This is a genomic window from Paenibacillus sp. FSL R7-0216, from assembly GCF_037969915.1.
Lineage (GTDB): Bacteria > Bacillota > Bacilli > Paenibacillales > Paenibacillaceae > Fontibacillus > Fontibacillus rhizolycopersici.
Genome location: NZ_CP150222.1, coordinates 325,010 through 347,993 on the forward strand (window position 1 = coordinate 325,010; position 22,984 = coordinate 347,993).

15 protein-coding genes are annotated in these 22,984 nt (G+C 52.3%); 6 read left to right on the forward strand and 9 right to left on the reverse strand.

Translation table 11 applies throughout. The features are described 5' to 3' along the window. Window positions 1-53: 53 nt before the first annotated feature. A complete protein-coding gene (locus MKZ15_RS01480) occupies window positions 54-3,119 on the reverse strand; it encodes an endo-1,4-beta-xylanase (protein ID WP_339819251.1) in 3,066 nt (1,021 codons plus the stop codon). 219 nt (window positions 3,120-3,338) lie between these two features. Here MKZ15_RS01480 and MKZ15_RS01485 point away from each other — a divergent pair, with 219 nt between their 5' ends. Then, a complete protein-coding gene (locus MKZ15_RS01485) occupies window positions 3,339-5,636 on the forward strand; it encodes a nitric-oxide reductase large subunit (protein ID WP_155607015.1) in 2,298 nt (765 codons plus the stop codon). Between the two features lie 51 nt (window positions 5,637-5,687). Here MKZ15_RS01485 and MKZ15_RS01490 read toward each other — a convergent pair whose 3' ends face one another. The 6 genes from MKZ15_RS01490 to MKZ15_RS01515 all read right to left on the reverse strand — a co-directional run bounded on the left by MKZ15_RS01490 (window position 5,688) and on the right by MKZ15_RS01515 (window position 14,683). Beyond that, a complete protein-coding gene (locus MKZ15_RS01490; protein WP_339819254.1) occupies window positions 5,688-7,946 on the reverse strand; it encodes an FAD-dependent oxidoreductase in 2,259 nt (752 codons plus the stop codon). A 414-nt stretch (window positions 7,947-8,360) separates the two neighbouring features. Then, on the reverse strand, window positions 8,361-9,188 hold the full coding sequence (locus MKZ15_RS01495) for a carbohydrate ABC transporter permease (RefSeq protein WP_155607017.1): 828 nt from the start codon (window positions 9,186-9,188) through the stop codon (window positions 8,361-8,363). 204 nt (window positions 9,189-9,392) lie between these two features. Further along, window positions 9,393-10,274, reverse strand: coding sequence for a sugar ABC transporter permease (locus MKZ15_RS01500; protein WP_193417206.1), 882 nt, complete (start codon window positions 10,272-10,274; stop codon window positions 9,393-9,395). A 215-nt stretch (window positions 10,275-10,489) separates the two neighbouring features. Next, on the reverse strand, window positions 10,490-11,830 hold the full coding sequence (locus MKZ15_RS01505) for an extracellular solute-binding protein (protein WP_339819256.1): 1,341 nt from the start codon (window positions 11,828-11,830) through the stop codon (window positions 10,490-10,492). Between the two features lie 152 nt (window positions 11,831-11,982). Continuing rightward, on the reverse strand, window positions 11,983-12,828 hold the full coding sequence (locus MKZ15_RS01510) for a response regulator (protein ID WP_193417204.1): 846 nt from the start codon (window positions 12,826-12,828) through the stop codon (window positions 11,983-11,985). A 1-nt stretch (window position 12,829) separates the two neighbouring features. After that, window positions 12,830-14,683: a sensor histidine kinase gene (locus MKZ15_RS01515; RefSeq protein WP_339819259.1), complete on the reverse strand. Its 1,854-nt coding sequence runs from the start codon at window positions 14,681-14,683 to the stop codon at window positions 12,830-12,832. A gap of 290 nt (window positions 14,684-14,973) precedes the next feature. Between MKZ15_RS01515 and MKZ15_RS01520 the strand changes: the two genes are divergently transcribed. Continuing rightward, window positions 14,974-15,810: a YitT family protein gene (locus tag MKZ15_RS01520; RefSeq protein WP_155607020.1), complete on the forward strand. Its 837-nt coding sequence runs from the start codon at window positions 14,974-14,976 to the stop codon at window positions 15,808-15,810. 51 nt (window positions 15,811-15,861) lie between these two features. Here the strand turns inward: MKZ15_RS01520 and MKZ15_RS01525 are convergent, their stop codons facing one another. Then, window positions 15,862-16,944, reverse strand: a complete 1,083-nt coding sequence (locus tag MKZ15_RS01525) for a GntR family transcriptional regulator (protein WP_155607021.1) — start codon at window positions 16,942-16,944, stop codon at window positions 15,862-15,864. A gap of 326 nt (window positions 16,945-17,270) precedes the next feature. Then, window positions 17,271-18,212 carry a DUF1861 family protein gene (locus tag MKZ15_RS01530; protein WP_339819263.1) on the reverse strand — a complete coding sequence of 314 codons (942 nt, stop codon included), beginning with the start codon at window positions 18,210-18,212 and terminating at the stop codon, window positions 17,271-17,273. Between the two features lie 155 nt (window positions 18,213-18,367). On the opposite strand from MKZ15_RS01530, the gene MKZ15_RS01535 reads away from it, so the two are divergent. From MKZ15_RS01535 to MKZ15_RS01550, 4 genes are all read left to right on the forward strand, one after another. Then, a complete protein-coding gene (locus MKZ15_RS01535; RefSeq protein WP_339819266.1) occupies window positions 18,368-19,213 on the forward strand; it encodes an AraC family transcriptional regulator in 846 nt (281 codons plus the stop codon). A gap of 290 nt (window positions 19,214-19,503) precedes the next feature. After that, on the forward strand, window positions 19,504-20,418 hold the full coding sequence (locus tag MKZ15_RS01540; RefSeq protein WP_339819268.1) for an ABC transporter permease subunit: 915 nt from the start codon (window positions 19,504-19,506) through the stop codon (window positions 20,416-20,418). 11 nt (window positions 20,419-20,429) lie between these two features. Continuing rightward, the gene (locus tag MKZ15_RS01545; protein ID WP_155607024.1) at window positions 20,430-21,326 is read left to right on the forward strand and encodes a carbohydrate ABC transporter permease; all 897 of its coding nucleotides are present in this window, start codon (window positions 20,430-20,432) and stop codon (window positions 21,324-21,326) included. 32 nt (window positions 21,327-21,358) lie between these two features. After that, complete coding sequence (locus tag MKZ15_RS01550) at window positions 21,359-22,981, forward strand: extracellular solute-binding protein (RefSeq protein ID WP_339819271.1); 1,623 nt, start codon at window positions 21,359-21,361, stop codon at window positions 22,979-22,981. Window positions 22,982-22,984 lie beyond the last annotated feature (3 nt).

Sequence of the window (22,984 nt, forward strand, 5' to 3'; positions counted from 1 at the left end):
CGGAATAGAAAACGGCGGTGCAGGGAGAATCCCTGTCACCGCCGTTTTTGCTGTTACTTCTTCTTCCCCTTCGGGACTTGGACCGTGGTCTTGGCTGTCGTTTTATTGCCCGCCTTGTCGGTAGCTTCGTAGGTGATCGTGTAAATTCTTCCGTTTCCTTTCCCCGATCGCTCCGCCCGTAGCTGGAACTCTTTATCAGCTGTTCCGATATCGGCGCCTTGAATATCGTTCGCTTTGTCGCCATCGCCCAGCCCGTTGTCGCTTTCGTTGCTGGTGATCGAAACTAACTTAATCGAGGCAATACCGGAATCCTTATCGGAGGCCTTCCATGTGATCCGGATCGGAACCATCTTGTGGTTTGGTGTCGAGAGAACGGCGGGACTGGCGGTAATCTTCAAAACGGGCGGCGTCGTATCGACGTTGCCTTTTCCCGTCAAGGTCAAGATGCCGTAGACAGAGGTGTCTTGATATCCGTTGCCGGTCGTGTCGTTCCAGGCGGCCACGCTTTGGCGCGCGCCGTCTTTGGCATCGTTGATCTGCGTGTCGAAGCCGATTTTTACATTATTCGCCGGTGTAACCGATTGAAACGGAATCTTCATTTCGACCGTATAGTTCGTGCCGTCGACCTTGGTCGCCGATACGAAGCCTGTGGCGAGCTTCTCTGGATTAAAGCTAGCCTCATTCGCATAGTTCACGCGGAATTGTCCATCGTCATCTTGATAGAACGAGGTCTTGGCATTATTCTCGTCCAGGAACACCTCAACCGAATCCTGCTCCCATGCGTTTGGATTGTTCTTATCCAACTGCGCGTCGCTGACTTGAATCAGGACATACAGGTTCTGATCGTCCCAGAGCGCTTTGGCTGTGCCGGATGCCCCTTGCCAAGCCGTTTGGTAACGCTGGATCGGCATCGCCGGGGCTTTGCTCCAAACGGCATCCGCCGCCCCATCTACGGTAGGCGTACCATAGAAAGCGGTAGACTGGCTCGCTTCCGACACATCCGGTTGGTGTTCTTCAATGAACTTGGCGGGGTTAATCACGCCGTAATAAGCCGGTTTGGCCTGAAGATTCTTGTCAAACAGCAACGGGTTAGACGAGGAGCGCCAGCTGGTGCCGTCATCCAATCCCCAGAAGGTGACGCGGGCGATGTGGTCGGCATGCGCTTTGAAGATTTGCATCAATTGCGCGTACAAATAACCTTGCGCATTCGCCAGCTTCTCGGACAGCTGGTAGTTGCTGCCGGCTTGAATGTCCAGCTCTGTGATGCTGACTTCCACGCCCAAGGAGATGAATTTCTCCAGGGATAGTCGAACGTTCTCCGGATTCGTGTTAACGCTATAGTGCGCTTGCATGCCGACGCCGTCGATCAGCTTTTTGCCCGGATGGGTCAGCGCATATTTGTCGTTCAACGCTTTGACCATGTTATAGATGGCTTGAGCTTTGTTCTGGTTATCTTCGTTGTAATCGTTGTAATACAACTTGATATCCCATTCCGGATGCCGATCGAGCACTTCTCTGGCTGCGAGGAACGCCTGCTCAACGTAGTCATCGCCGATCGCGGTCTTCCACGGGGCTTGCCGCAAGGACGCTTGCCAATCCGCCGGGTTCCCCGGGTTATCGTTCATCGCTTCGTTGACAACGTCCCAAGAAATCACCTTGTTGCCGAAATGCTCCATGACGGTTTGAATGTGAGTCCGCAAGTTAGCCAAGGCCTCTTCCCGGCTCAATGGGACCGAGTTTCCTTGTGCATCGGTGGCCGTATTCATCCAAGCCGGCGATTGCTGGTGCCAGACCAAGACATGGCCGTGCATTTGCATCCCTTCTGCCCGGACCTTATCGACCATGGCATCCGCCGCGGTAAACGTAAAATTGCCTTTTGTCGGCTGCAGCCCGTCAGGCTTCATGGCGTTGCCGGCTGTGGCGACGTTGTGGTGCATGCCGAGCAGCTCCAAGCGCACGCCTTCCAAATCCTCGGCCGAGATGGCGTTACCGATCAAGAAGTCGCTTTGGTAAGCGGTTTTCAGCGGGATCAGATCTTTTTGGATGGCAATTGGGCCGGATCCAGTGCTTTCAAAACTCACGTCGTCGATGTAAAAAGAAGCGGTCGCGTTATTCGAACTTTCCACGTAAATCGTCAAAAATTCGCCGCCCACGCTGTTATAACGGTAGGTTCCTTCAAACTGAACCCAATTGTCCCCGGTATTTAGGGTCTTGGGGGATAGGGCTACGTAATTCGCGCTGCTGCCTTCGCCGATTTGAGTAGACAGCTGGATTTGCGAGCTGGCGGGATCGATCAGCTTGACCCAGGCCGAAATCTTGTATTCGGCGCCTTGGTCCACGTATTTCTCTACGCGCAGCGTTGGCCCGTGCCAGGTGTCGGTACGGCCTTCAACCTTGAGCGCATAGGAACCGCCTGGCGTATGGTTCGCCTCGTTCGTCACGGTCAACGTTTCGGTACCTGCTCGGCCCGCGAAGCCGCCGGATTTTTGATCCTCAAAGGTGATCGTGGAGAAAGGCAATGCCGGGTCTCTAGGCGGCTGCTCACCACCGCCGGAGCTGGCTTGCTCCGTGATGCGAATGTCTCCGATGTAGAAAGGAACCGCAGCACCTGCAGCATTCGAGTTGATGCGCAGCGCCTTGTCTGCGCTTGTATCCACGGTAAACTCCTTCGTTAATGTCACGGCTTGGCCGGCGAGGTATGCCGCTTCGGCATAATTGCCGTAGCTGTCCACGGTTTGAAGGGCAGTTTTGGCGTCAGCGGGTACGCTAACGGCGGCGTCCACGTATACGGTAACTTGGGCCGTATAGGTTTTGCCGTTCACCAAGCCGATATCGCTAAACCGGAAGTCGGCCGCGTCCCAGTTGTTTACCCGGTTACTGACGTATAATGCGCCTCCATCCTCGTTGCCGGTAAACGTCTTGCCAGTGACCTGCGTCAGGGTCGCCCCTCCTGATTGGACTGCTTTGCCGATTCCATTTGCGAAGTCCTCATGGTACACCGTGACCGTGCCGTCCGGAGCCGAGGTGTCGGCTTTGGTTACCGAGGCCGGCCATCCTGCAGGCAGCAGCAAGACTGCGGCGATCAGCAGCATGAGGACACGTTTCATCGATTGATTCATTCGATCACTCCCCTTTGATATTGAATATGGCAGTTAAGCGCTTACATTTTGTTGGAAGGCTCCTCCTTTCCTGCCTCAAATGATACCACCCCATTGGGAAGCCTGGCTTTCTCGAAATTAAAGATTCATTCTTGGTTATTATAGGAAATTCGGGGGTACCCTAACCAATCAAGGAGCTACGTCCTTAACCATCATTGTCGTACAGGAGCGTGATATGTAATGAAAGTGGCCAAGTTATGGATCAGCCTGGGGCTCGTGATTGCGATTTCCTTTGCGGTCTTGGGTTATTACGGCGGGGAGATCTACCATTCCATGCCTCCTATTCCGAAGCAAGTGGTATCTACTGACGGCACGGTGCTGATGACCGAACAGGATATTTTGGACGGTCAGAATGTCTGGCAGTCGATGGGCGGCCAGGAAATCGGAAGCGTCTGGGGGCACGGGGCCTATGTCGCTCCCGACTGGTCGGCGGATTGGCTGCACCGGGAATCGGAAATGCTGCTCCATCGATGGGCGCAAACCGAAACCGGAAATTCGTATGACCGCTTGAACGATGATCAACAGGCGCTGCTACTCAGTAGGTTAAAAAAAGAAATGCGCACGAATACATACGATTCCGGTAGCGGGCAAATCACCCTATCGCCGGACCGTGCCCAAACGTTTACCGAGTTAAGTCGGTATTATGCGGGCTTGTTCGGTCATGACCCTCAATTCGACAAGCTGCGCGACGATTACGCCATTCCAAGCAATGCCCTGAAGGATCCCGCCAGAGCTAAGGCGCTGAATGCGTTCTTCTTCTGGGCGGCTTGGTCCTGCGCGGCGGAACGGCCCGGAGAGAACGTCAGCTATACGAACAATTGGCCGCATGAGCCGCTGGTAGGCAATACATTAACCGGCTCCATGGTCATTTGGTCGGTGGTCAGCTTTGTACTGCTGTTGGCGGGCATTGGAGCTCTGGCATGGTATTACGCTACCCAGAAGCATACAGAAGGGGAGGAGCGTTTTCCTGAGAAGGACCCCTTGTTGGCTTTGTCACCTACCCCATCAATGAAAGCGACCTTGAAATACTTCTGGGTGGTCACCGCGTTGGTGGTGGTCCAGGCGGCATTGGGAGCGATCACGGCTCACTACCAGGTAGAGGGGAGCAGCTTCTACGGCATTCCTATAGCAGACTGGATCCCTTACTCGGTGACGCGAACATGGCACACGCAGCTCGGCATCTTCTGGATCGCCACGGCTTGGTTGGCCACCGGACTGTTCGTAGCGCCGGCCGTTTCCGGACATGAACCGAAGCTGCAGAGAGCGGGAGTCAACTTCCTGTTCGTCTGCTTGTTAATAATCGTTGTCGGATCGATGGTCGGACAATGGTTCGCGATCCAGCAAAGACTCGGTTTCACGGCGAACTTCTGGTTTGGACATCAGGGGTATGAATATGTCGATCTGGGCCGGTTCTGGCAGATTTTCCTTACCGTCGGATTGTTCCTTTGGCTGTTCCTGATGGCCCGGGCGATCTGGCCCGCGCTGAAAAAAGGCAGTGAAACGCGTAACCTGCTGGTCTTGTTCTTGCTGGCTTCCACCGCGATTCCGTTGTTTTACGTCCCTGGCCTGATGTGGGGGCAGCATACCCATTTGGCGATCGCCGAATATTGGCGCTGGTGGGTTGTCCATCTCTGGGTCGAAGGCTTCTTCGAGGTGTTCGCCACGGTGGTGATGGCCTTCCTGTTCACTCGCATGGGCTTGCTGCGAGTCCGAGTGGCCACCGGTTCGGTACTCTTCTCGACGATCATCTTTCTGTTCGGCGGGATCATCGGCACGTTCCACCATCTCTATTTCAGCGGCACGCCCATTGGGGTGCTGGCCTTCGGTGCGGCATTCAGCGCTTTGGAGGTCGTTCCGCTCTGCTTGATTGGATTCGAAGCCTATGAGAACCTGACTTTGACGAGAGCCCGTCCGTGGGTCAAAGCCTACAAATGGCCGATTTACTTCTTCGTGGCCGTGGCTTTCTGGAACCTCGTTGGTGCGGGGTTGTTCGGCTTCTTCATCAACCCGCCGGTGGCCTTGTACTATATGCAGGGCTTGAATACAACGCCGGTGCATGGGCATACCGCTTTGTTCGGCGTGTACGGTACCTTGGGAATCGGGCTGATGTTGTTCTGCTTGCGCGGTTTGACCACCAATTTTGAATGGAAAACGGGGGCGCTCCGCTTCTCCTTCTGGGCCATCAACATCGGGTTGTTGCTGATGGTGCTTCTGAGCCTTCTGCCGATCGGGCTCATGCAGACCTGGGCCAGCGTGGAACATGGTTACTGGTACGCCCGTTCGGCGGAATTCATGACCCGGGGGATCATCCACAATTTCGTCTGGCTGCGAGTCATCGGCGACTCCATTTTCACGTTAGGGCTGCTTGCCCTAGGCTGGTTCATCCTCGGTTTGAAGACGGGATGGTCGCTCAAAGGCGAACGCGTTCCGTATCTATCGGACAAACCGAAGGCCAAAGCAGTTTCTTCGCGGAAGTAAGCGTATAAGATAGCAAACCAATAGCCCGCTCAATTGAGCGGGCTATTCTCGTTATTTCTCGTACACTCGGACCTCGATCAGCTCCGCATGCTGCGACCCGTTTGTCTCCTCCACGACAAGCCGGATGGCTTTGACCGGAACGGCGGTTTCCAGGCGATGTACCTGCTTGCGCCGTCGGTTGCCGGTTTCCGAGATCAGAGCGATCCAATTCCCGGCGGGATCCTGCGCTTCGAGCCGATAACTCTTTACCAACTCAGGGATGATTTCGAACGGCGTGCGATGATGGTGCAGGTTGATCAAGTCCTCGTTGACGTCGTCGTTAAAAATCACATGAATTTCGCGGACGGTTTGCTCGTTCTCCCAGGCGAGCTCGACCCAAGGTTGGGTATCCTGCGCCATCGGCTTCGACAGCCAAAGATGCGGGCCGCCGTAAGGCCGCTTATAACCGTCCAGGATATGCTCAGGGCGATAGGCGTCGGTGGTGAAGTCTGCGCGGAAGCAGAACGTTTTGCGAGCCAGACGCTTCATGCTCCATTCCACCACCGGCTGGGAATCGTCATGATCTTCGAGATCCTTGGAGACGCGAGCCGCCGCGCCCCGTTCGAAGGCCAGTAGTCCCGTCAGCGGCGTATGGGACAAGTAGAGTCGGATTGATGGATTATTACGGATGATGACAAAAGCGTTCTGCGGCTTTTCCGGCGTCCAGTCAAACCGGACGGGAATCCACTGTCCCTCGCCCTGGGGTATAGCCACGGTCGCTTGGTATTCAAGAGTGGCGGGGACGTAGTTTTCCGGTTTTCCGGTGCTCCACACCTCGACGGTAAGCTCCGTGTCCTGCGCCGCGTCCAGCCGCCATTCAATCGTGCCGGCGAGGCCGGGATCGGCCGGAAGCAGCAGGGCGACGTCTCGTTCCAGCGGGTACGCCTCGTCGGCCGATTCCGCTGCCAGGCGGGACAGGAAGGAGGAGGCGCTCAGCTTCGCGCTCCGGGTCAAGTCCGCGGCGTCTTCGTTCGCGACGCCCAGCACGGAGGCATCCTGCCGCAGCAGCGTTTGCCGCAGCAGCGGGGTGTGCTGGCGCGACAGCTCCCGCGGCGTCGCGCCCAGCTCCGCGCATAGCGCCGCGGCGGTCCCTGCGGCTTCGCCGATCGTGGCGCAGGTCGCCATGACCCGCGTCGTGCCGAATGCGACGTGCGTCGCGCTGATGTTGCGGCCCGCGAACAGCAGGTTGGACACGTTCGCGGAGTAGAGCGAGCGGAACGGGATATGGTAGTTCCCGTCCGCGTGCAGATGCTTCGAGCCGCTTTCCTCGGCGTACATCCCTTGCGGCGGATGCAGGTCGATCGACCAGCCGCCAAACGCGACCCGGTCCTCGAACGGCTCCTGCGCCAGAATGTCGTTCTGGGTCAGCGTGTAGTCGCCGAGAAAGCGGCGGTATTCCCGCTTGCCGGGGATCGAGCCGACCCATTCCAGGGTCATGCGGTCGGCGTCGAACTGTCCGGAATTTTTGATGTAATTCCAAATTCCGTAGATAACGGCCGACAACTCGTCGCGGATGCGCTCGTTGTCATGCACGGTGTCCAGCTCGCCGCCCCATTCGATCCACCAGTAATGGCAACCCGAGTCGCCGCTGCGGATGACGCGCCTTAGCGGGATCGGGGTCTGCGTAATATCCTTGGCGAAGGATGGCGGTACGAACTTCACCGGGTGCCCGGCGTCCTTCGTGTAGAACAGCAGCGTGCTGCCGAGCGTGATGTCGTCGGCGACCTCGGGCGCCCAGGCTTCGTCGAATTCGTGCCGGGCCTCCCGGCCGAGCCGGTACTTGGCGCCGGCCAGGAACCCGACGAGTCCGTCCCCGGTGCAGTCGAGGAAGATCGGGCTCTCAAAGCGGATGCGCCGCTCCGAGCCCATCATCCAGCCGGTGACGGATCGGATCTGCCGCGCCTCCTCTTCGCCGTCCGCCTCGACCTCGTGCACGTCGGTGTTCAGGTATAACGAGAGGTTCGGCTCAGCCAGTACCGTTTCTAACACGACCATATCCCACAGATAGGGATTGCCGTCGGGATTGCGGTACTGGTTCTCCACGAACATTTCGCCCATGATCCCGGTCTCGCGGGCGTACCGGTTCGTGCCGTGCGCGGTCGCTCCGCAGACCCAGACGCGCACCTCGCTGCTGGAATTGCCGCCGAGTACCGGGCGGTTCTGCACGAGCGCCACCTTACGCCCGAGCCTGGCCGCCGCCACGGCGGCGCAAACGCCGGCGAGTCCTCCGCCGACGACCGTAATGTCGCTACGTACCGTTTCGTTTCTCATTGGTTTGTAAACCCCTTTCGTTTGACTGAGTGAGTTGAAGGAGATGCCGAATTAATGATTCGGCGAGTCAAAAGTGCGAATGTCGAGCCAGAAATGTGAATGTCGAGCCAAAAATGCGAGTGGCAAGCAATATAGGCGAAAAACCGAATACAATTCGTCGCTTTTGGCGATTTTGGCGGATTGTATATGAAATTTCATATATAATCAGCGCTCAGGATGTCGGGAGCTGGGAATCTGTATGAAAAATCGAATACAATTCGCATTTTGGCTCGTTAGCGACGAATTGTGTTCGAAAAACCGAATACAATTCAGCGTTTGATAGGTAACTAGTGAACTTGTAACAACGCTCCTACCCGTGGGTCGCACCTAAATGCTGCATTTGATGCAACATTCAATTCGACCAGCCGCACGCTCTTACCCCTTCACCGCCGAACTCGATACGCCTTGAATAATGTATTTCTGGCCGATCAGGAAGACGAGAATCATCGGGATAATCCCCGCGGTGGCCGCCGCCATCATGCCGTTGTAATCGACGGTGTTCTCCAGGATGAAGTTTTGCAGGCCAAGCGGCACCGTGAACAGATCCTGGTCGATCAGGAACACCAGGGCGTTCTCGTAATCGTTCCAGTGCCAGGAGAAGTCGATGATCGCCAGTGTGGCGAGCGCCGGCTTGGCTAGCGGCAGAATTAGCCGGAAGAAGATGCGGAAATGGCCGGCGCCGTCGATAAAGGCGGCTTCGGAGATTTCCTGCGGTACGGTGAGGAAGAACTGCCGCATCATAAACACGCCGAAGATCGTAAACATCCCGGGCAGAATCAGCGCCCAATGGGTGTTATAAATCCCCGCCCAGTCGAACATGATGAACTTCGGCACAAACAGCACCTGCGGCGGAACCATCATCATCGACAGGTACACCATGAACATCGCGTTCCGCCCCTTGAACTCGATCCGCGAGAACCCGTACGCGGCCAGTGAAGACAGCAACACGGCGCCGGTGACGCTGATCAGCGATATTTTCAGAGAGTTTAAGTAGTAGTGAGTGAAGCTGTTCTTGCCGGTCCACACCTTGATATGATGCTCCCAGTTGAAGTCGGCGGGAATCCACTTGATCGGAAACTGAAATACCTCCGCCGGCGTTTTGAACGAGGTGCTGATCATCCATAGGAACGGAACGACCATAAGTACCCCGAACAAGAGCATGACGCACGTGGTGACGATTTTGGTGACGGAAGTCGATGGCATGCTTTTTTCCTCCTTAAAAGTGCTAGTATTGCTGCTTTTGATTTGGGACCGGAGACACCTTATCAACATAGCGGAACTTTATGGCCTTATTCTCCACAAAGTGGTACGAAATACGGCCAACTCCCGTTGACTCGCCGAAATAGCACCATTTTGTACCCTTATCTCATCGATCCGCCCAGCGATTTTGCCAATAAACTACTCGTTCTAGTAGTGAACCCAGCGTTTTTGGCCGACCCATTGAATCATCGTGAAGATCAGGATGACCAGGAACAGCGCCCAGGAAATCGCCGAAGCGTAGCCCATCTCGTAATAACGGAAGGCGTTCTGGTAGATGAACAGCGACAGGACGGTTGTGCTGTTCCCGGGTCCGCCCTGCGTGATCGCCTGGATGATCCCAAACTGCTTGATCGACATGATCAAGCCGGTGACGAGCAGCAGGAAGGTGGTCGGACTGACGAGCGGCCAGACGACGCTACGGATCGTTTGCCAGGTGCGGGCCCCGTCGATCTTGGCGGCTTCCAGGAGCTCCCCGGAGATTTCCTGCAGGGCGGCCAGGTAGATGATCATGTTATAGCCGAGCATAAACCAGATCCAGATGATGTCGATGGCGTACATCGACGTCTCCGTGGTCGACAGCCATCCCGGCGGGTTGGCGATGCCAATCGCCCGCAGCAGTCCGTTGATTGGCCCGTTCGTCGGCTGGAACAACAACATCCACACGAAAGCGACGGCGACGCCGCTGGTGATGTAAGGCATGAAGTATAAGGCGCGCAGCAGCTTTTTCATATGCACGGAGCGGTTCAAGACCACCGCCACGACAAAAGCCAACCCGATCGACACCGGCACTGATAGCAGGAAGATCAGGGTGTTTTTTAGCGCGATATAGAAGACTTCGTCCCCCAGCATGCGTTGGATATTGGCGAGTCCGATGAACCGGGTGCCCGGCTTCATGAACTTGTAATCCGTGAACATCAGGTAAAACGAATAAATGGCCGGTAAAATAAAAAACAGCAGCACGCCGATCATGTTCGGTCCGATAAACACGTATCCCAGCAATTGCTGCCTTTTCATCCACGATGTTTTCACATGGCTCCACTCCTCTTGGGCTTGAAAGTTCGGTTATGTCCTCAGCATAGCAGGAGGGGGCGGGCCGTTATAAGGAACAAAACCACCGACCTCATGCTACAGAAATACGCATTTCTCAGGCGGTCTGCAGGACGGCGTGGGGGAGATGTAGATATGTTCTATTTCGCAAAAAAAGAAAAGCCCGGCTGCACCCAGCCGGACCTTCTCTAAACTTGCTATTTGTTTTGTTTCAGGTACTCATTATGACGTTTGACCATCGCCTGCACCGTTTGCTCGGCGGTTTGGTTGTCGAGGAAGAATTTCTCGTATTCCTGCGAGCGCATGTCCACCATTTCCTGTGGAAGCTTGCGGACGAAGGTTGGAGTTTGGTTTCCGTATAGGACGAATTCCAGCGATTCCTGGTCATAGGTGTCCGCATATTCGCCGAGCAGGCTTTGGATCGCGGCGTCTTGATCGACCGCGGACGAGGCAGGCAACCGTCCTCCGGCAGCCATCGGCATCATGCCTTCGTCGGCGTACCATTTGAGGAACTCCCAAGCCGCTTCCGTGTTCTTCGAGTTGGCATTAATTGAGATAAAGTCGCCTACACCGCCGCTGGTGATGAAATCGGCTTCGTTCTCCGCCAGTCGGGGGACGGGAGCAAACGCGATTTTGAAGTCGCGAGGGAAGTCCTTCATGTTATTGGAGCTGCGCAGCAGCCATTCTCCGATGTTGATCATCGCGGCTTCACCGCCGAGGAACATGTTTTCCACCGGCATTTTGGACGTCAGTTGCTCGCCAAGCGGCGGCGTGGTTTGGTCGTCCTTCATCATGGCGTTCATCGTTTCCAGCCATTTCAGCACGAGCGGGTGGTCCATGTTGGAGCCGCCGTCCTCTTTGACGTAGCCGTTCTTCTCCAGAACCGAATCCATCGGATCGGCGAACGGTTCCATATGCTGCACCAGCCCGTATTTAAAGCCGGCAGCTTTCAGCTTTTTGGCGTATTCCCGGGCTTCGTCCCAGGTCCAAGCTTTCGGTACCGTGAGTCCCGCAGCGTCCAATGCATCCTTGTTTAAAGCGAAGAACTGAACGTTTTTCTTAGTGGGGATGCCGTAATACTTGCCGTCGATTTTCCAGGTGGCTGCGTTGGAGCCAATCTTCTCGTCAATATTGTAGTCGGAAAAAGAGCTCAAATCGAGCACCGTGCCGGACTCGACCCGTTTGGCCGCCTGCGTCACCGAGTAGTTCACGTAGAGATCGACCGCTTGCCCCGTGGCGAGCGCGGTATCGAGCTTCAGGTTCCCGTCGTCGTCATTCACGAACCGTACGTATTCGACCTGCACGTCGGGGTGCGCGGCGTTCCACGCGTCTACTACAGCTTGCGGACCGGCTTCCGGCGGAACCCCGCCCCACATCGTCAGTTTGATCGTTTCGCCCGATGAAGGCGCTTTCGAATCTGGGGTTGCCGCTCCCGAATTTCCCTTCGCCCCATTACTGTTATTGCCGCCGCAGCCAGCCAGCAGGCCGATCAGCAGCGTGCAGAGCAGCAGTGCGGCCCATCCTTTTTTGTTTCTCACGGGTAAAGACCTCCCTATATCGTTGATGGTTGAATCCCCCTCATCGTAGCAGGGGACGGGAGCGGAATTGAACCTACATATCCCTTCAGTTCACGGAACAAAACGATGCAATTGCGCGTCCGGAAACGGGGGATTTGCGCCATCGATTTCTTCTATTCGGCGGTTTTGTTCCATTGCCGGTATTTGCTGGGCGTCTGCTGGGTGAGGCGTTTGAAGATCTTGATGAAGTAGTTGTCATTGATGAAGCCCACCCGTTGACCAATCTCGTGAACGGGCAGATCGGTGTGCAGCAGATATTCCTGCGCTTTCTCCACCCGGATGCGGTGCAGGTAGTGGATCAGCGTTTGTCCGGTTTTTTTCTTGAACAAGGCGCTAACGTAGTTCTCGCCCATCATGACGTATTGGGCCATCGATTTGACCGTGATGTCCTGCGCGTAATGCTCGGCGATGTAATCGATAATTTTGCACACCTCGGGATGGGAGATGCTTACTGCGGTTCCGGCCAGACTGAGGTTTGAAGCGGCCGAAGCAGATGCCGCTGCCAATTCCATTGCAGATGCCGATACCGCCTGCGGATTCGCCTCGCCGATCTCCTGAGTCGCCGGCTCCGCGCCGCCGTCCCTAGCGAGTTCCGTGCTCACTTTGCGCAGCGTATCCCGCAGCGAGTTAACGCTCATCGACAGCTTCAGAATATAATTGGAAGCGCCGTATTCCATCGCCTGCCGTACATATTCGAATTCGCCGATGCAGGTTAGCATGATGAAGCGAGAATGATAACCCTCTTCCCGAGTGCGGCGGAGCAGCTCTACCCCGTCCATCTCCGGCATGACGATGTCTGCGAGCACCAGATCAGGCGGGTCGCGCCGGATCATCTCGAGCGCCTCACCGCCGTTGCCGGCTTCACCTGCCACCGTAAATCCGAGCTCTTCCCAAGCGATGATTTCACGAACCGATTCGCGAACGAACACCTCGTCTTCGACCAGTAGCACCTTCCACATGTTATTGACCTCCTTTCGGATCGTTGGCCGCGGCCTCCCCCGGCGGCAGCGTCAGGGGATGGCCTTCCTTCGCCAGCGCTGCTTCCCGTTGACTTTTGGCATAAGGCGTTGATAGCAATAAAGGAATCGTAAACCGAACCCGAGTTCCTTGGTCCGAGGACGCCACATCCATGCGCCCTTCTTCCTTAAAGAGCAGCCGCAGCCGCTCCCGAACATTGTCCAGGCCGATGCCCGGCCGCTTTCGGGTCTTCTTGATTTGGGCCGAACGCGCCATTCCGATCCCGTTATCTTCAATTTCAACGGTTAGTTGGGCTAGCCCCTCGCGTCGGACGCGAATCTCAATCCGGCCTGGGCCGGTCAGATGACTGACCCCGTGCATAATGGCGTTCTCGACGAGCGGTTGCAGACTCAGCTTCGGCACCAGCGCAAAGACGACTTCGTCCTCCAACGTGTAAGCGACCTCGAACCGGTGATTGTAACGAACCTGCTGAATATGCACATAGGCCTGCACCAGCTCGATTTCGTCTTGCAGATGCACCAGATCTTGTTCCGAATTCAGGCTGGCCTCCAGCAGCTTGCCCAAGGATAAGGTGATCTCGGTGATGTCTTCATTTCCCTGGCGAATCGCACTCCACTTGATCGTATTTAGCGTATTTAGCAGAAAATGAGGGTTCATCTGCGCCAGCAGCATATGAAAATGAACAGCCTCCTTCTGGCGCTCCTCTGCCTTCAGGCGATGGATCAAGGCGTCCATGTCGTCGAGCATCGTATTGAAGGTACGGGTTAAGTCCAGAATCTCCCCGCGGAATTTTTGTTCCGGCAGCCGGATTTTCAAGTTTTTGCGAACGACCGCCATCATTTTATTTTGCAAATGGGACAACGGACGGGTGATCGTTGCGGCGATTGCGAAGGTTATGACCAGAAAGGCTCCCATCAGCATGAAAAATGTCGTAAAATACTGCCGTTTCAACGCGTCAATCTCATTAAACAGGATCGGCAGCGGAATTCGGTTCACGATATACCAGTCCAACGATTCTACATAGATGTAATTGACCAGGGAGTTAGAGTCCTTGTCGATGAAGTATTGCCGGTCCGGCTGCTTGGCGATTTCCGCCATGACTTTATCCGGTAACACCGCATCCGGCACCGACTTGGAGATTTCCTCCCCCGCGCGCGTAATCAGGAAATACTGCTGTTGCAAATCCGATTGGTTATGAATGGAGCGCAGCCAGGAGGAATAGTCAATGCTGATGCGGGTCATGCCGTAAGGCCGGTTCGGGTTATCGCCCAAGTAGGCGTATAAGGACAGCAAATAGGTGCTGGTCGAGACGTCTCGCAGCACATAGTTCGGGTCGTTGGGGACCCAATGGTACGCGTTGGCATTCATCGCCTGCTGGTCGAAGCCGGGGTGGTTTCTAAGCTTGTCGTAGACCAAGGCGTCCCGGGGCGGGTAAGAGGTGTATACGCTTTCATTCATATCCAGAATCATGAAGTAGACGGAAGGGTTGTACAGGAAGAAGCTGTTGTTCAGGTTCATGAAAATATTCTCCATGATCCGTTTATTTTCCATACCATCGTGTAGCTCCGGGTTTCGAAGCACGGATTTCACGGAGTCGTCTTGCTTCAGAAAGATTAGCGTCTTGAAGGCGATGCCCATCTGATCCTCCAAGGTCCGGTACATCTGCTCCAGTTGGGAGTGGCTTTGCTGGCTGATTTTTTGCTGAACCAAGGTCTCGATGCGCTGGTAGTTGTACCAATTCAGGGCGCAGAAGGGCAGCAGAATCAGGCAAACAAACGCCATGAACAGGCGGTATTTTAACTTCTGGGGGATCAGGTAACGCATAAATCCAGCCATGCGGCATGCCTCCTGTGCGGTCGCAGGTGTCTTTTCCTCAAATTATAGCATAGGACCAAAGTTCGCAGAGGCGTCGCCGGAAATTGCGTGGATTTGTTGTAAAAAGGCGGAGGTGCAGGGTGGGATGTGTAGATTTGTTCTATTGATGTTTTAGCGATTACCTCCTTTTCCATGTGAACGAACTAGAGAAGTAATGTGTTAAAGTCATCTTGACTTTCCAAATTCGAATCGCTACGATGTTCTGGTTGTTAAGATAGAAATGCGGTGGAGAGAAGAGGATTCGAGTGGGAATGAAGAAGAGAATTGCGGATATCTTGATTATCATTGTAGGGGCCTTTTTATTTGCGCTGGCCGTCAATTTGTTTATTATTCCGAACGACTTTGGCGAAGGGGGCGTTACGGGGGTCACAATTATTTTGTACTACCTGTATCAGTGGTCGCCATCGGTCGTTAATATCGTGATTAATGGCGTGCTGCTCATCGTCGGGTATAAATTTCTGGATCGTCGGACGACGATTTATACGGTGATTGCGGTTGCTTTTAACTCGTTGTTCCTGCATTTGACGGAAAACTGGCGGATTGATTCGCACGAGCCGACCATCAATGCGGTATTCGCCGGCGTGATCGTAGGGGTCGGGATCGGTCTGATCGTACGGGTTGGCGGAACGACAGCAGGAACCGTGATCCTGGCCCGGATCGCCAATAAATATCTCGATTGGAATATCAGCTATGCGCTGCTGTTTTTCGATCTGATCGTGGCATTCTCTTCCTATTTCATCATTGGCGCGGAGAAGCTGATGCTGACGATCGTGATCTTATATGTAGGCACGAAAGTGATGGACTTCATGATCGAGGGGCTGAATCCCAAGAAAGCCGTCACGATTATCTCCGAGAAGCAAAACGACATCGCCGAGAGGGTCATCACCCAAATGGACCGCGGCGTAACCGTCCTGTCGGGCCACGGCTACTATACGAAGAACCCGAAGGAAGTCCTGTACATCGTCATCAGCAAGCAAGAGGTGTCCACGCTAAAAAGAATCGTCCGCTCCATCGACCAAGCCGCCTTCCTGACGATTCACGATGTGCGGGATGTGTTTGGGGAGGGGTTTTTGGATATTTCGAAGTGAGGGGGCAATCGATTTCTACGATCACAAACGATTGCCCATCTGCCCCTAGCCTTATCCCTTGAGTGACTTGACCGTGTCACGCAGGACGAGGCTGGTGGGTAACATGACTTTCTTATTCCCGTAGGATGTCCCCTCGGTAATTTCAAACAGCAACTTGGCACTCTCGTAACCAATGGTATCGAAGTATTGCTTCACGGTGCTCAAGGCAACCTTGGCGAATTTGGAGCTTTCGAAATCGTCAAATCCCATGAGGGATACTTGTTCCGGGATGCGAATGCCAAGTAAGGTAAGCTGTTCAAGGGCTTCAAGTGCTCGCTTGTCATTGGCGCAGAACAGCGCGGTCATTTCCCCGTTTCGGATGAGATTCGCCATCACCGCATAGTCTATTTCTTTATTCAGAAATAAGAGAGATTCGGGAATCGGAAGGGATGCATTTGTCATGGCATTCCGATAACCGTTATATCTGTCAACCTCGGGGCTAAGATAGTAATCGTAAGCTGCAAATCCAATACTTCGATGCCCCTGCTTAATCAAGTATTCGACGGCTTCATAAGCTCCATCGTGGTTGTTGCAGGTGACGACGTTCACCGGATAGCCGGAAGGGGAGCGGTCCAGCATGACGAACGGAATTCCCCTTTTCCGAATTTCTCCAAGGTAGCCCTTCGCAGCTTCCGGATCGGAGGAATAAATCAAAATCCCTCTTAGCTCCGTCTGAATTAACCCCAGGATAAGTTCCCGTTCTTGTTCGAAATCATTCTCCACAAATTCGATAATCAGCTTGCAGCCTTGCTTGCCTAGAAAAGATTGAATCCCTCTCATGATTTGCAAATACGAACTATCGTACAGTTCAATGCCGGAAATGACGAAGGCAACCAGATTGGAGGTCTTGTCTGGAACTGCTGCTGCTTGGCTGGCGACAAAGCTTCCCTTCCCTCTGACACGATAGATGACCCCCTCGTTTACCAACTCCGAAAGAGCCTTTCGGACTGTAATCGAGCTGACATCCAACAGCTTGGAAAATTCGGACTCGCTTGGAATCCGTTCATCCTCCGTAAATTCCTGGTTTTCGATTTGGGATAAGACATAGTCTTTCACCATTTGGTACTTTGGCAGGGCCAGGTCCTTCTTGCTCAATTAGGTTCACCTCATATCAGCATTTCTTTAATTATAGCCACATCCGTTTTAAAAAGTATACGTACTTAGACTGAAACAACTGAAGATTCTTGTCGAATCTAAGCGTAAATTTAAGAAATTTAGCTAGATTCCAGCAGATTCTTAGAGAAGGATTGAATTTACAGAAGGTTTATATTACGATGTGGTCGTATAAAGGTATGCGTTTTGATTTACTTATTATAATAACTTTCGGAGAGGTAGATTTGCAATAGTGGATGGTATTGTCTTTACCATGTAATAAAAAAAGCCGCTGGCATAACCAGCAGCTTAAGGATGAGGAATTTCATTTAGAAGGTTATGATGGCGCCTTCCTTTTCGAAGGGGTAGTCGATCACGATGCGGGCGGCTTCGGTGTCCCCGATGCCGCTGTACAGATTGACTTTGCCGTCCGGACGCATTTCTATACCTGCGGTAAATGCACAGTCGGTGAGATGCGGCTTTTTAGCGGGGCCTTCAGGATAGCAGGGACGGGTGCCGATGATTTTTAGGTCCGAAAATTGATTCGTCTGCGGATCTAGAACAAACGCCATGTTCATATAGGTGGATCGATCCTCCTGAGCATAGCAGATATGGCCGATTACACCGATCTTCCCACTTTCAAGCAAGTACGCCTGGTTGCAGCCGCCCCACTCGTCCTTTTGAAACAACCCGCAGATATTTTCGGCGTTCTCGATAACTTCCGGAGACAGTTCGTCGAGGTGGTTAATGATCGTGAATCCCACTAAGGATTCGCTCCCGAACTGCTTACGTACCTTTTCGCTGCGCGGACGCGAGAAGACGCCAATCCTTCCGTCCTGAAGCTCCACCAGCCGAATATCCTTCATGTATTCAGGACCCGTCGTGAAATAGAAGAGATCATGCAGGTCGTAGCCCTTATAGAAATAACCGTAAAAGGTATCGAGACGTCCTTGCTTGTAACGAACGTGCGTACCGCCTAATACGAGCTGTTTATGGATCACGCTAATATAAGGATCTTCAAGTTGATAAATCACCGTATCCGGCACAACCGTCCATTCGTCCGGGGCGCTTTCTTCAAACAGGCGAACCCATGACCTCGCCCACTCATGGCGCTTCTCCATGCGTCCCAAAATATAACGCTTGCCATTCCACTCAAATGGAATAGAAGGATTATAGACATCGTAGCCTTGAACGCCGTGGAAGATTAGCTTGGCACTCTCATAGACGCGCTTGGTAGCTTCAAATTGCTGACGCAGATCTAATAAATTCATCTGAGAAATTCTCCTTCCGGGGTTTCGATAACAACTTCATCCTAATCGAAAGTTTGGCGCTAAATCTTGCTCCATTTTGGATTGTTTTATGGTGTTTTGACATCAGAGGGCTAAGTCAGGGTCCATATTGATAGATGAACAAGGGGGAGTTCGTAATGCTAAAGCTTCTGGCGGTAGACGGTATTGATGCTGAAATTCAGGCGCATTATCGGTTGATCGCATCGGTGAAAGATACCATCGGGATGCATACTCATGACTTCTTTGAGCTGTTTCTGATCCTGAAGGGAAGCGTAGTACACGTTATTAACGGCAACCGACAGTTGCTGCAGGAGAATACACTCGTCTTCATACGCGATCGGGATGTTCATTACTATGAGCAAACGGATGGCGATTGCCAGTTTATCAATTTGTCGTTTCACCGGAAGGTGCTGGACGACCTGATCGCCTTTTTGGGGGGAGGGTTTCCCAGCGATCGGCTGCTTGTGCCTGACATGCCGCCTTCGACATTGCTGTCCAAGACAGAGAAAGAATATGTGCGGTATCGGCTCGATCAGCTCAGTTTGATCCCTCAGGAAAAGAAGCTGGTCGTCAAGGCGGAAGTCAGAGCTATCTTGACTGACCTGTTCTCCCGCTACATCAAGGCAGAGGACGATCCCGTTGATTTAACCGGACAACCGGAATGGTTTAGGACCCTATGCAAAGAAGCCAAAAAGAAGGAGCACTTCACACGGGGGACGGCGGCCCTTGTTCAATTGTCCGGGAAGTCGCATGCCTATGTATGCCGAATGTTCAAACGATGTCTCGGCATGTCTCCGACCCAGTATATCAATCAATTAAGGGTGTCCTATGCCGAGAATTTGCTCCTTAACACGGATATGGACATTTTGGAGATCAGCATGGAGATCGGGCTCGATAATGTCAGTTACTTCTACGACTTGTTTAAACGAAAGCATGGCCTGACGCCCCATAGGTATCGCCAGTTTGGATTAGCACGTAGATAACATACTAACTTTAGCGAATGTATAATAAATACTTTTGTTGACGCGTTAAATAGTATGTGTTATTTTCTACTTAGCATAATAACTTATTCTCTTAATGATGGTCATATCTGTGGGGGAGAAGCCTGTAACCTAAGCATCTTGCCGTTATTGGCTATCGAAGGGTTTGCTCAGGGGGTGAAATGTATGCGCTTACAAATGGGGAGGTATAGGCGATTCAGTTTCTGTTTCTCGGTGAGACTTCATCAACGCACTATCTGTCACAACATTTTTACAGTCAGGAGGTGTTCGTTGTGCAGACAACCAATAACAGGCTGATCTCCAGGATCATTAAGCACCGGTATCTCTACCTTATGGTGCTTCCAGGCTTTCTGACGCTGTTAATCTTTCACTATTTTCCGATGTACGGAATTCTAATCGCTTTCAAGGACTTTAATGCTTCCAAAGGGATTTGGGGAAGTGAGTGGGTGGGGTTTAAATACTTCATATCCTTTTTTAATGACCCCATGGCTTTCCGGGTATTAAAGAATACCTTACTTCTCGGTTTGTATACGTTATTTTGGTCGTTTCCAGCGCCGATTATATTGGCTTTGCTGTTTAACGAACTAAAGAAAAAGGGATTTAAGAAGTTTGTACAGACGGTATCTTATTTCCCTCACTTTATTTCGGTTGTTATTGTAGCGGGAATGCTAAAGGAATTTACGGCACGGGATGGCTTGTTTAACCATATTGTGGCCTTTTTCGGTGGAGATCCGGTGATGTTTCTTCTGGAGCCGGACTATTTTCGAACCATTTTTATCTCTTCCGGCATATGGCAAGGCGTAGGCTTTGGCACAATTATCTACCTGGCTGCATTAAGCGGCATTGATCCAACCCTCTATGACGTAGCCGAGGTAGATGGGGCTGGGCGTTGGAAGAAGGTCGTGCATATCACTTGGCCTTCGCTGAAACCAACGACGATTATCTTATTGATTTTTGCAGTGGGCGGGATTCTCGGGAGCGATTTTCAGAAGATTATTTTACTTTACTCGCCCGAGACGTACGAAGTCGCGGATGTTATTGGATCCTATGTTTATCGCCAAGGGATCTTGGGGGCTCAGTATGAATACACGACGGCCATTGGGTTATTCATGTCGCTGATCTCGTTCATTATTCTTTACTTTACCAATTGGTTCAGCCGAAAGATGTCAGAGACGAGTTTGTTCTAGGTGGTGGGGAAATGAAAAAGGTTAGCTTCGGTTCAAGAGCTTTCGATGTGATCAATATCGTTATCATGCTGTTCATCTTAATTGTCGTGTTGTACCCGATTTTGCATATCATCGCAACCTCGCTAAGCAGCACGCGATTTATTTCTTCCGGAAGTGTCACCGTTTGGCCTAAAGGATTTAATCTGGAGGCTTACTCGACCGTATTTCAAGATCCGTATATTTTCAAAGGATATTTGAACTCGATCATTTACGCGGCAGGTTCTACTGGAATTATGCTGTTGTTTACGGCGCTGATGGCATACCCTCTCACGATTCCCGGGTTTGCCGGCAAGAAGTTTCTTACGCTGTTCCTCATGGTTACGATGTTCTTCGGCGGCGGCTTGATCCCAACCTATCTGCTGATGCGGAGTCTTAATCTGCTAGATACGATATGGGTCATGATTCTTCCTGGTGCGGTCAGCGCCTACAACGTGTTTCTATTTCGCACTTTCTTTTTGAACATCCCGTCGGAACTGAAGGACTCGGCTTATATCGATGGGGCTAATGACGTGGTTGTCCTATTCAGAATCATTCTGCCGCTGTCCAAGGCGCTCATCGCAACCTTTGCGCTGTTTGGTCTGGTGGGAAGCTGGAACAGCTGGTTCGAAGCCTTGATCTATTTGCGAGACCAAGATAAGTATCCTTTGCAGATGGTATTAAGAAACTATTTGTTTACTTTAGATACCACCGCCATTCAGGGACGGGTGGGGGGCGGTGCAGTTGCCATCAATGCCCCAGGGGAAGCGCTTGATCCGAAGGCGGTACGTATGAGCGTCATCATCATCACGATGTTTCCGATCATGTGTATTTACCCGATCTTCCAGAAGCATTTTACCAAAGGGATTTTCGTGGGTTCCATTAAGGGTTAAGCGGTCTATTTGTCAAATTAGGGGGAAATCAAATGAGTAAATGGATGAAAGTAATGGTTCTTGGATTGGTTACGCTGTTGGCTTTGTCCGGATGTTCAAGTGGTTCCAAAAACGCTGCTACCAACGAAGACAAGCAAGAGGTGATGCGATTCTCGGTAACGTTGCCGTCGAACGGCGTAGATAATCCCAACAGTATGGTGGGCAAAGAATGGCATAAACGGATGGAAGCTTATATGGGCAAGAAGGTAGAGATCGACTATAACTATATTCCGTCTTCCGAGTATGACGAGAAGGTCAAACTCATGATCGCAAGCGATGATCTCACGGACTTCTTCGTAACACCTTTATTCTATGACACTACTGAGATGGCCAAACAAGGCCAGCTTCTGGAGTTAGCTCAATATAAAGACTTAATGCCGAACTATATGAACTACATTAGCAAAGTAAAGAACGGGATGAAGCGGGTAACGGATGCCGAAGGCAAGATGTATACCTTTAAGGAAACCTCCACCCCCCGATTCCCGGAGGATCGCGGCATGCTGATTCAGAATACGTCCGCTTACCGCTACGACGTATTTAAGGCAAACAATATCAAAATCCCGGAAACCCTGGATGAATTTTATGACGCGGCCAAGAAGCTCAAAGCGCTTTACCCCGACAAATTTCCAGTCGCTACAAAATGGAATAGCTTGAGATCTCTCTTCTCGGCGAATCACATCCGGGACGACATCTTCTGGGATGGCGAGAAATATGTATACGGAGTTTTGGATGAAGGCTATAAAGATGCGCTCCTATATGCGAATAAGCTGTATTCAGAAAAGCTGCTGGATCCGGAGTACACGATTGATACGGACGATACGCTGAAAAGAAAGGCGCTCAACGGCGATAACCTCATGTGGCTGACCCAATGGTTCACCACCCCGGGCGAGTACACCAGAACCGCAAATGACGGCAAGATTTTTGCCGTGTCGATCTACCCTGAAAATCCGAAATACGGAAAAGCCTGGCAGGAGGTCGTCAACGGCAATACCCCGGATTTGGGCTGGGGAGCTTACGGTGTAAGTTCGAAAGTGAAAAATCCGGAGGAATTGATCAAATTCATTGATTATCAATATACGGATGAAATGATTGAACTGATCACTTGGGGGATTGAAGGCACGACCTATACCATTGGGGAAGACGGTGTTCCGACCTTTGTCGATTCGTTGAAAACGGCCAAGGACCCTTGGTTAGAGGGAGATAAATACGGCATGCGTGCAAGTCGAAATTATAATCCGGGCTTACAGATGGTGAACGACTCTAGGGCATTCGTGGATTTTGCCGCGACGGATTATACGGTGTTTGACGGTAAATATGAAGAAGTGCCTATTGAGAAGTCTGAGTTTCTGACAAGTCTGCCAATGCCTGAGAACGAGTATGTTCCTTCTTGGCTGAGTGAGCCGTCGATTCAACTTACGAGTGACGAAAGTCAGCGAATCTCGGAGATCATGAACCCGGTGAAAACGTTCGTAACGGAAGAACAGGCCAAATTTGTAGCAGGGAAGAACAGTTTCGACAATTGGCAGGCGTTCATCGATAAGATTCATAAAATGGGCAACATCGATGAGGTGCTACAAATCTATAACGATGCCGCTAAAAGAGTCATTTCCAACTAAGCG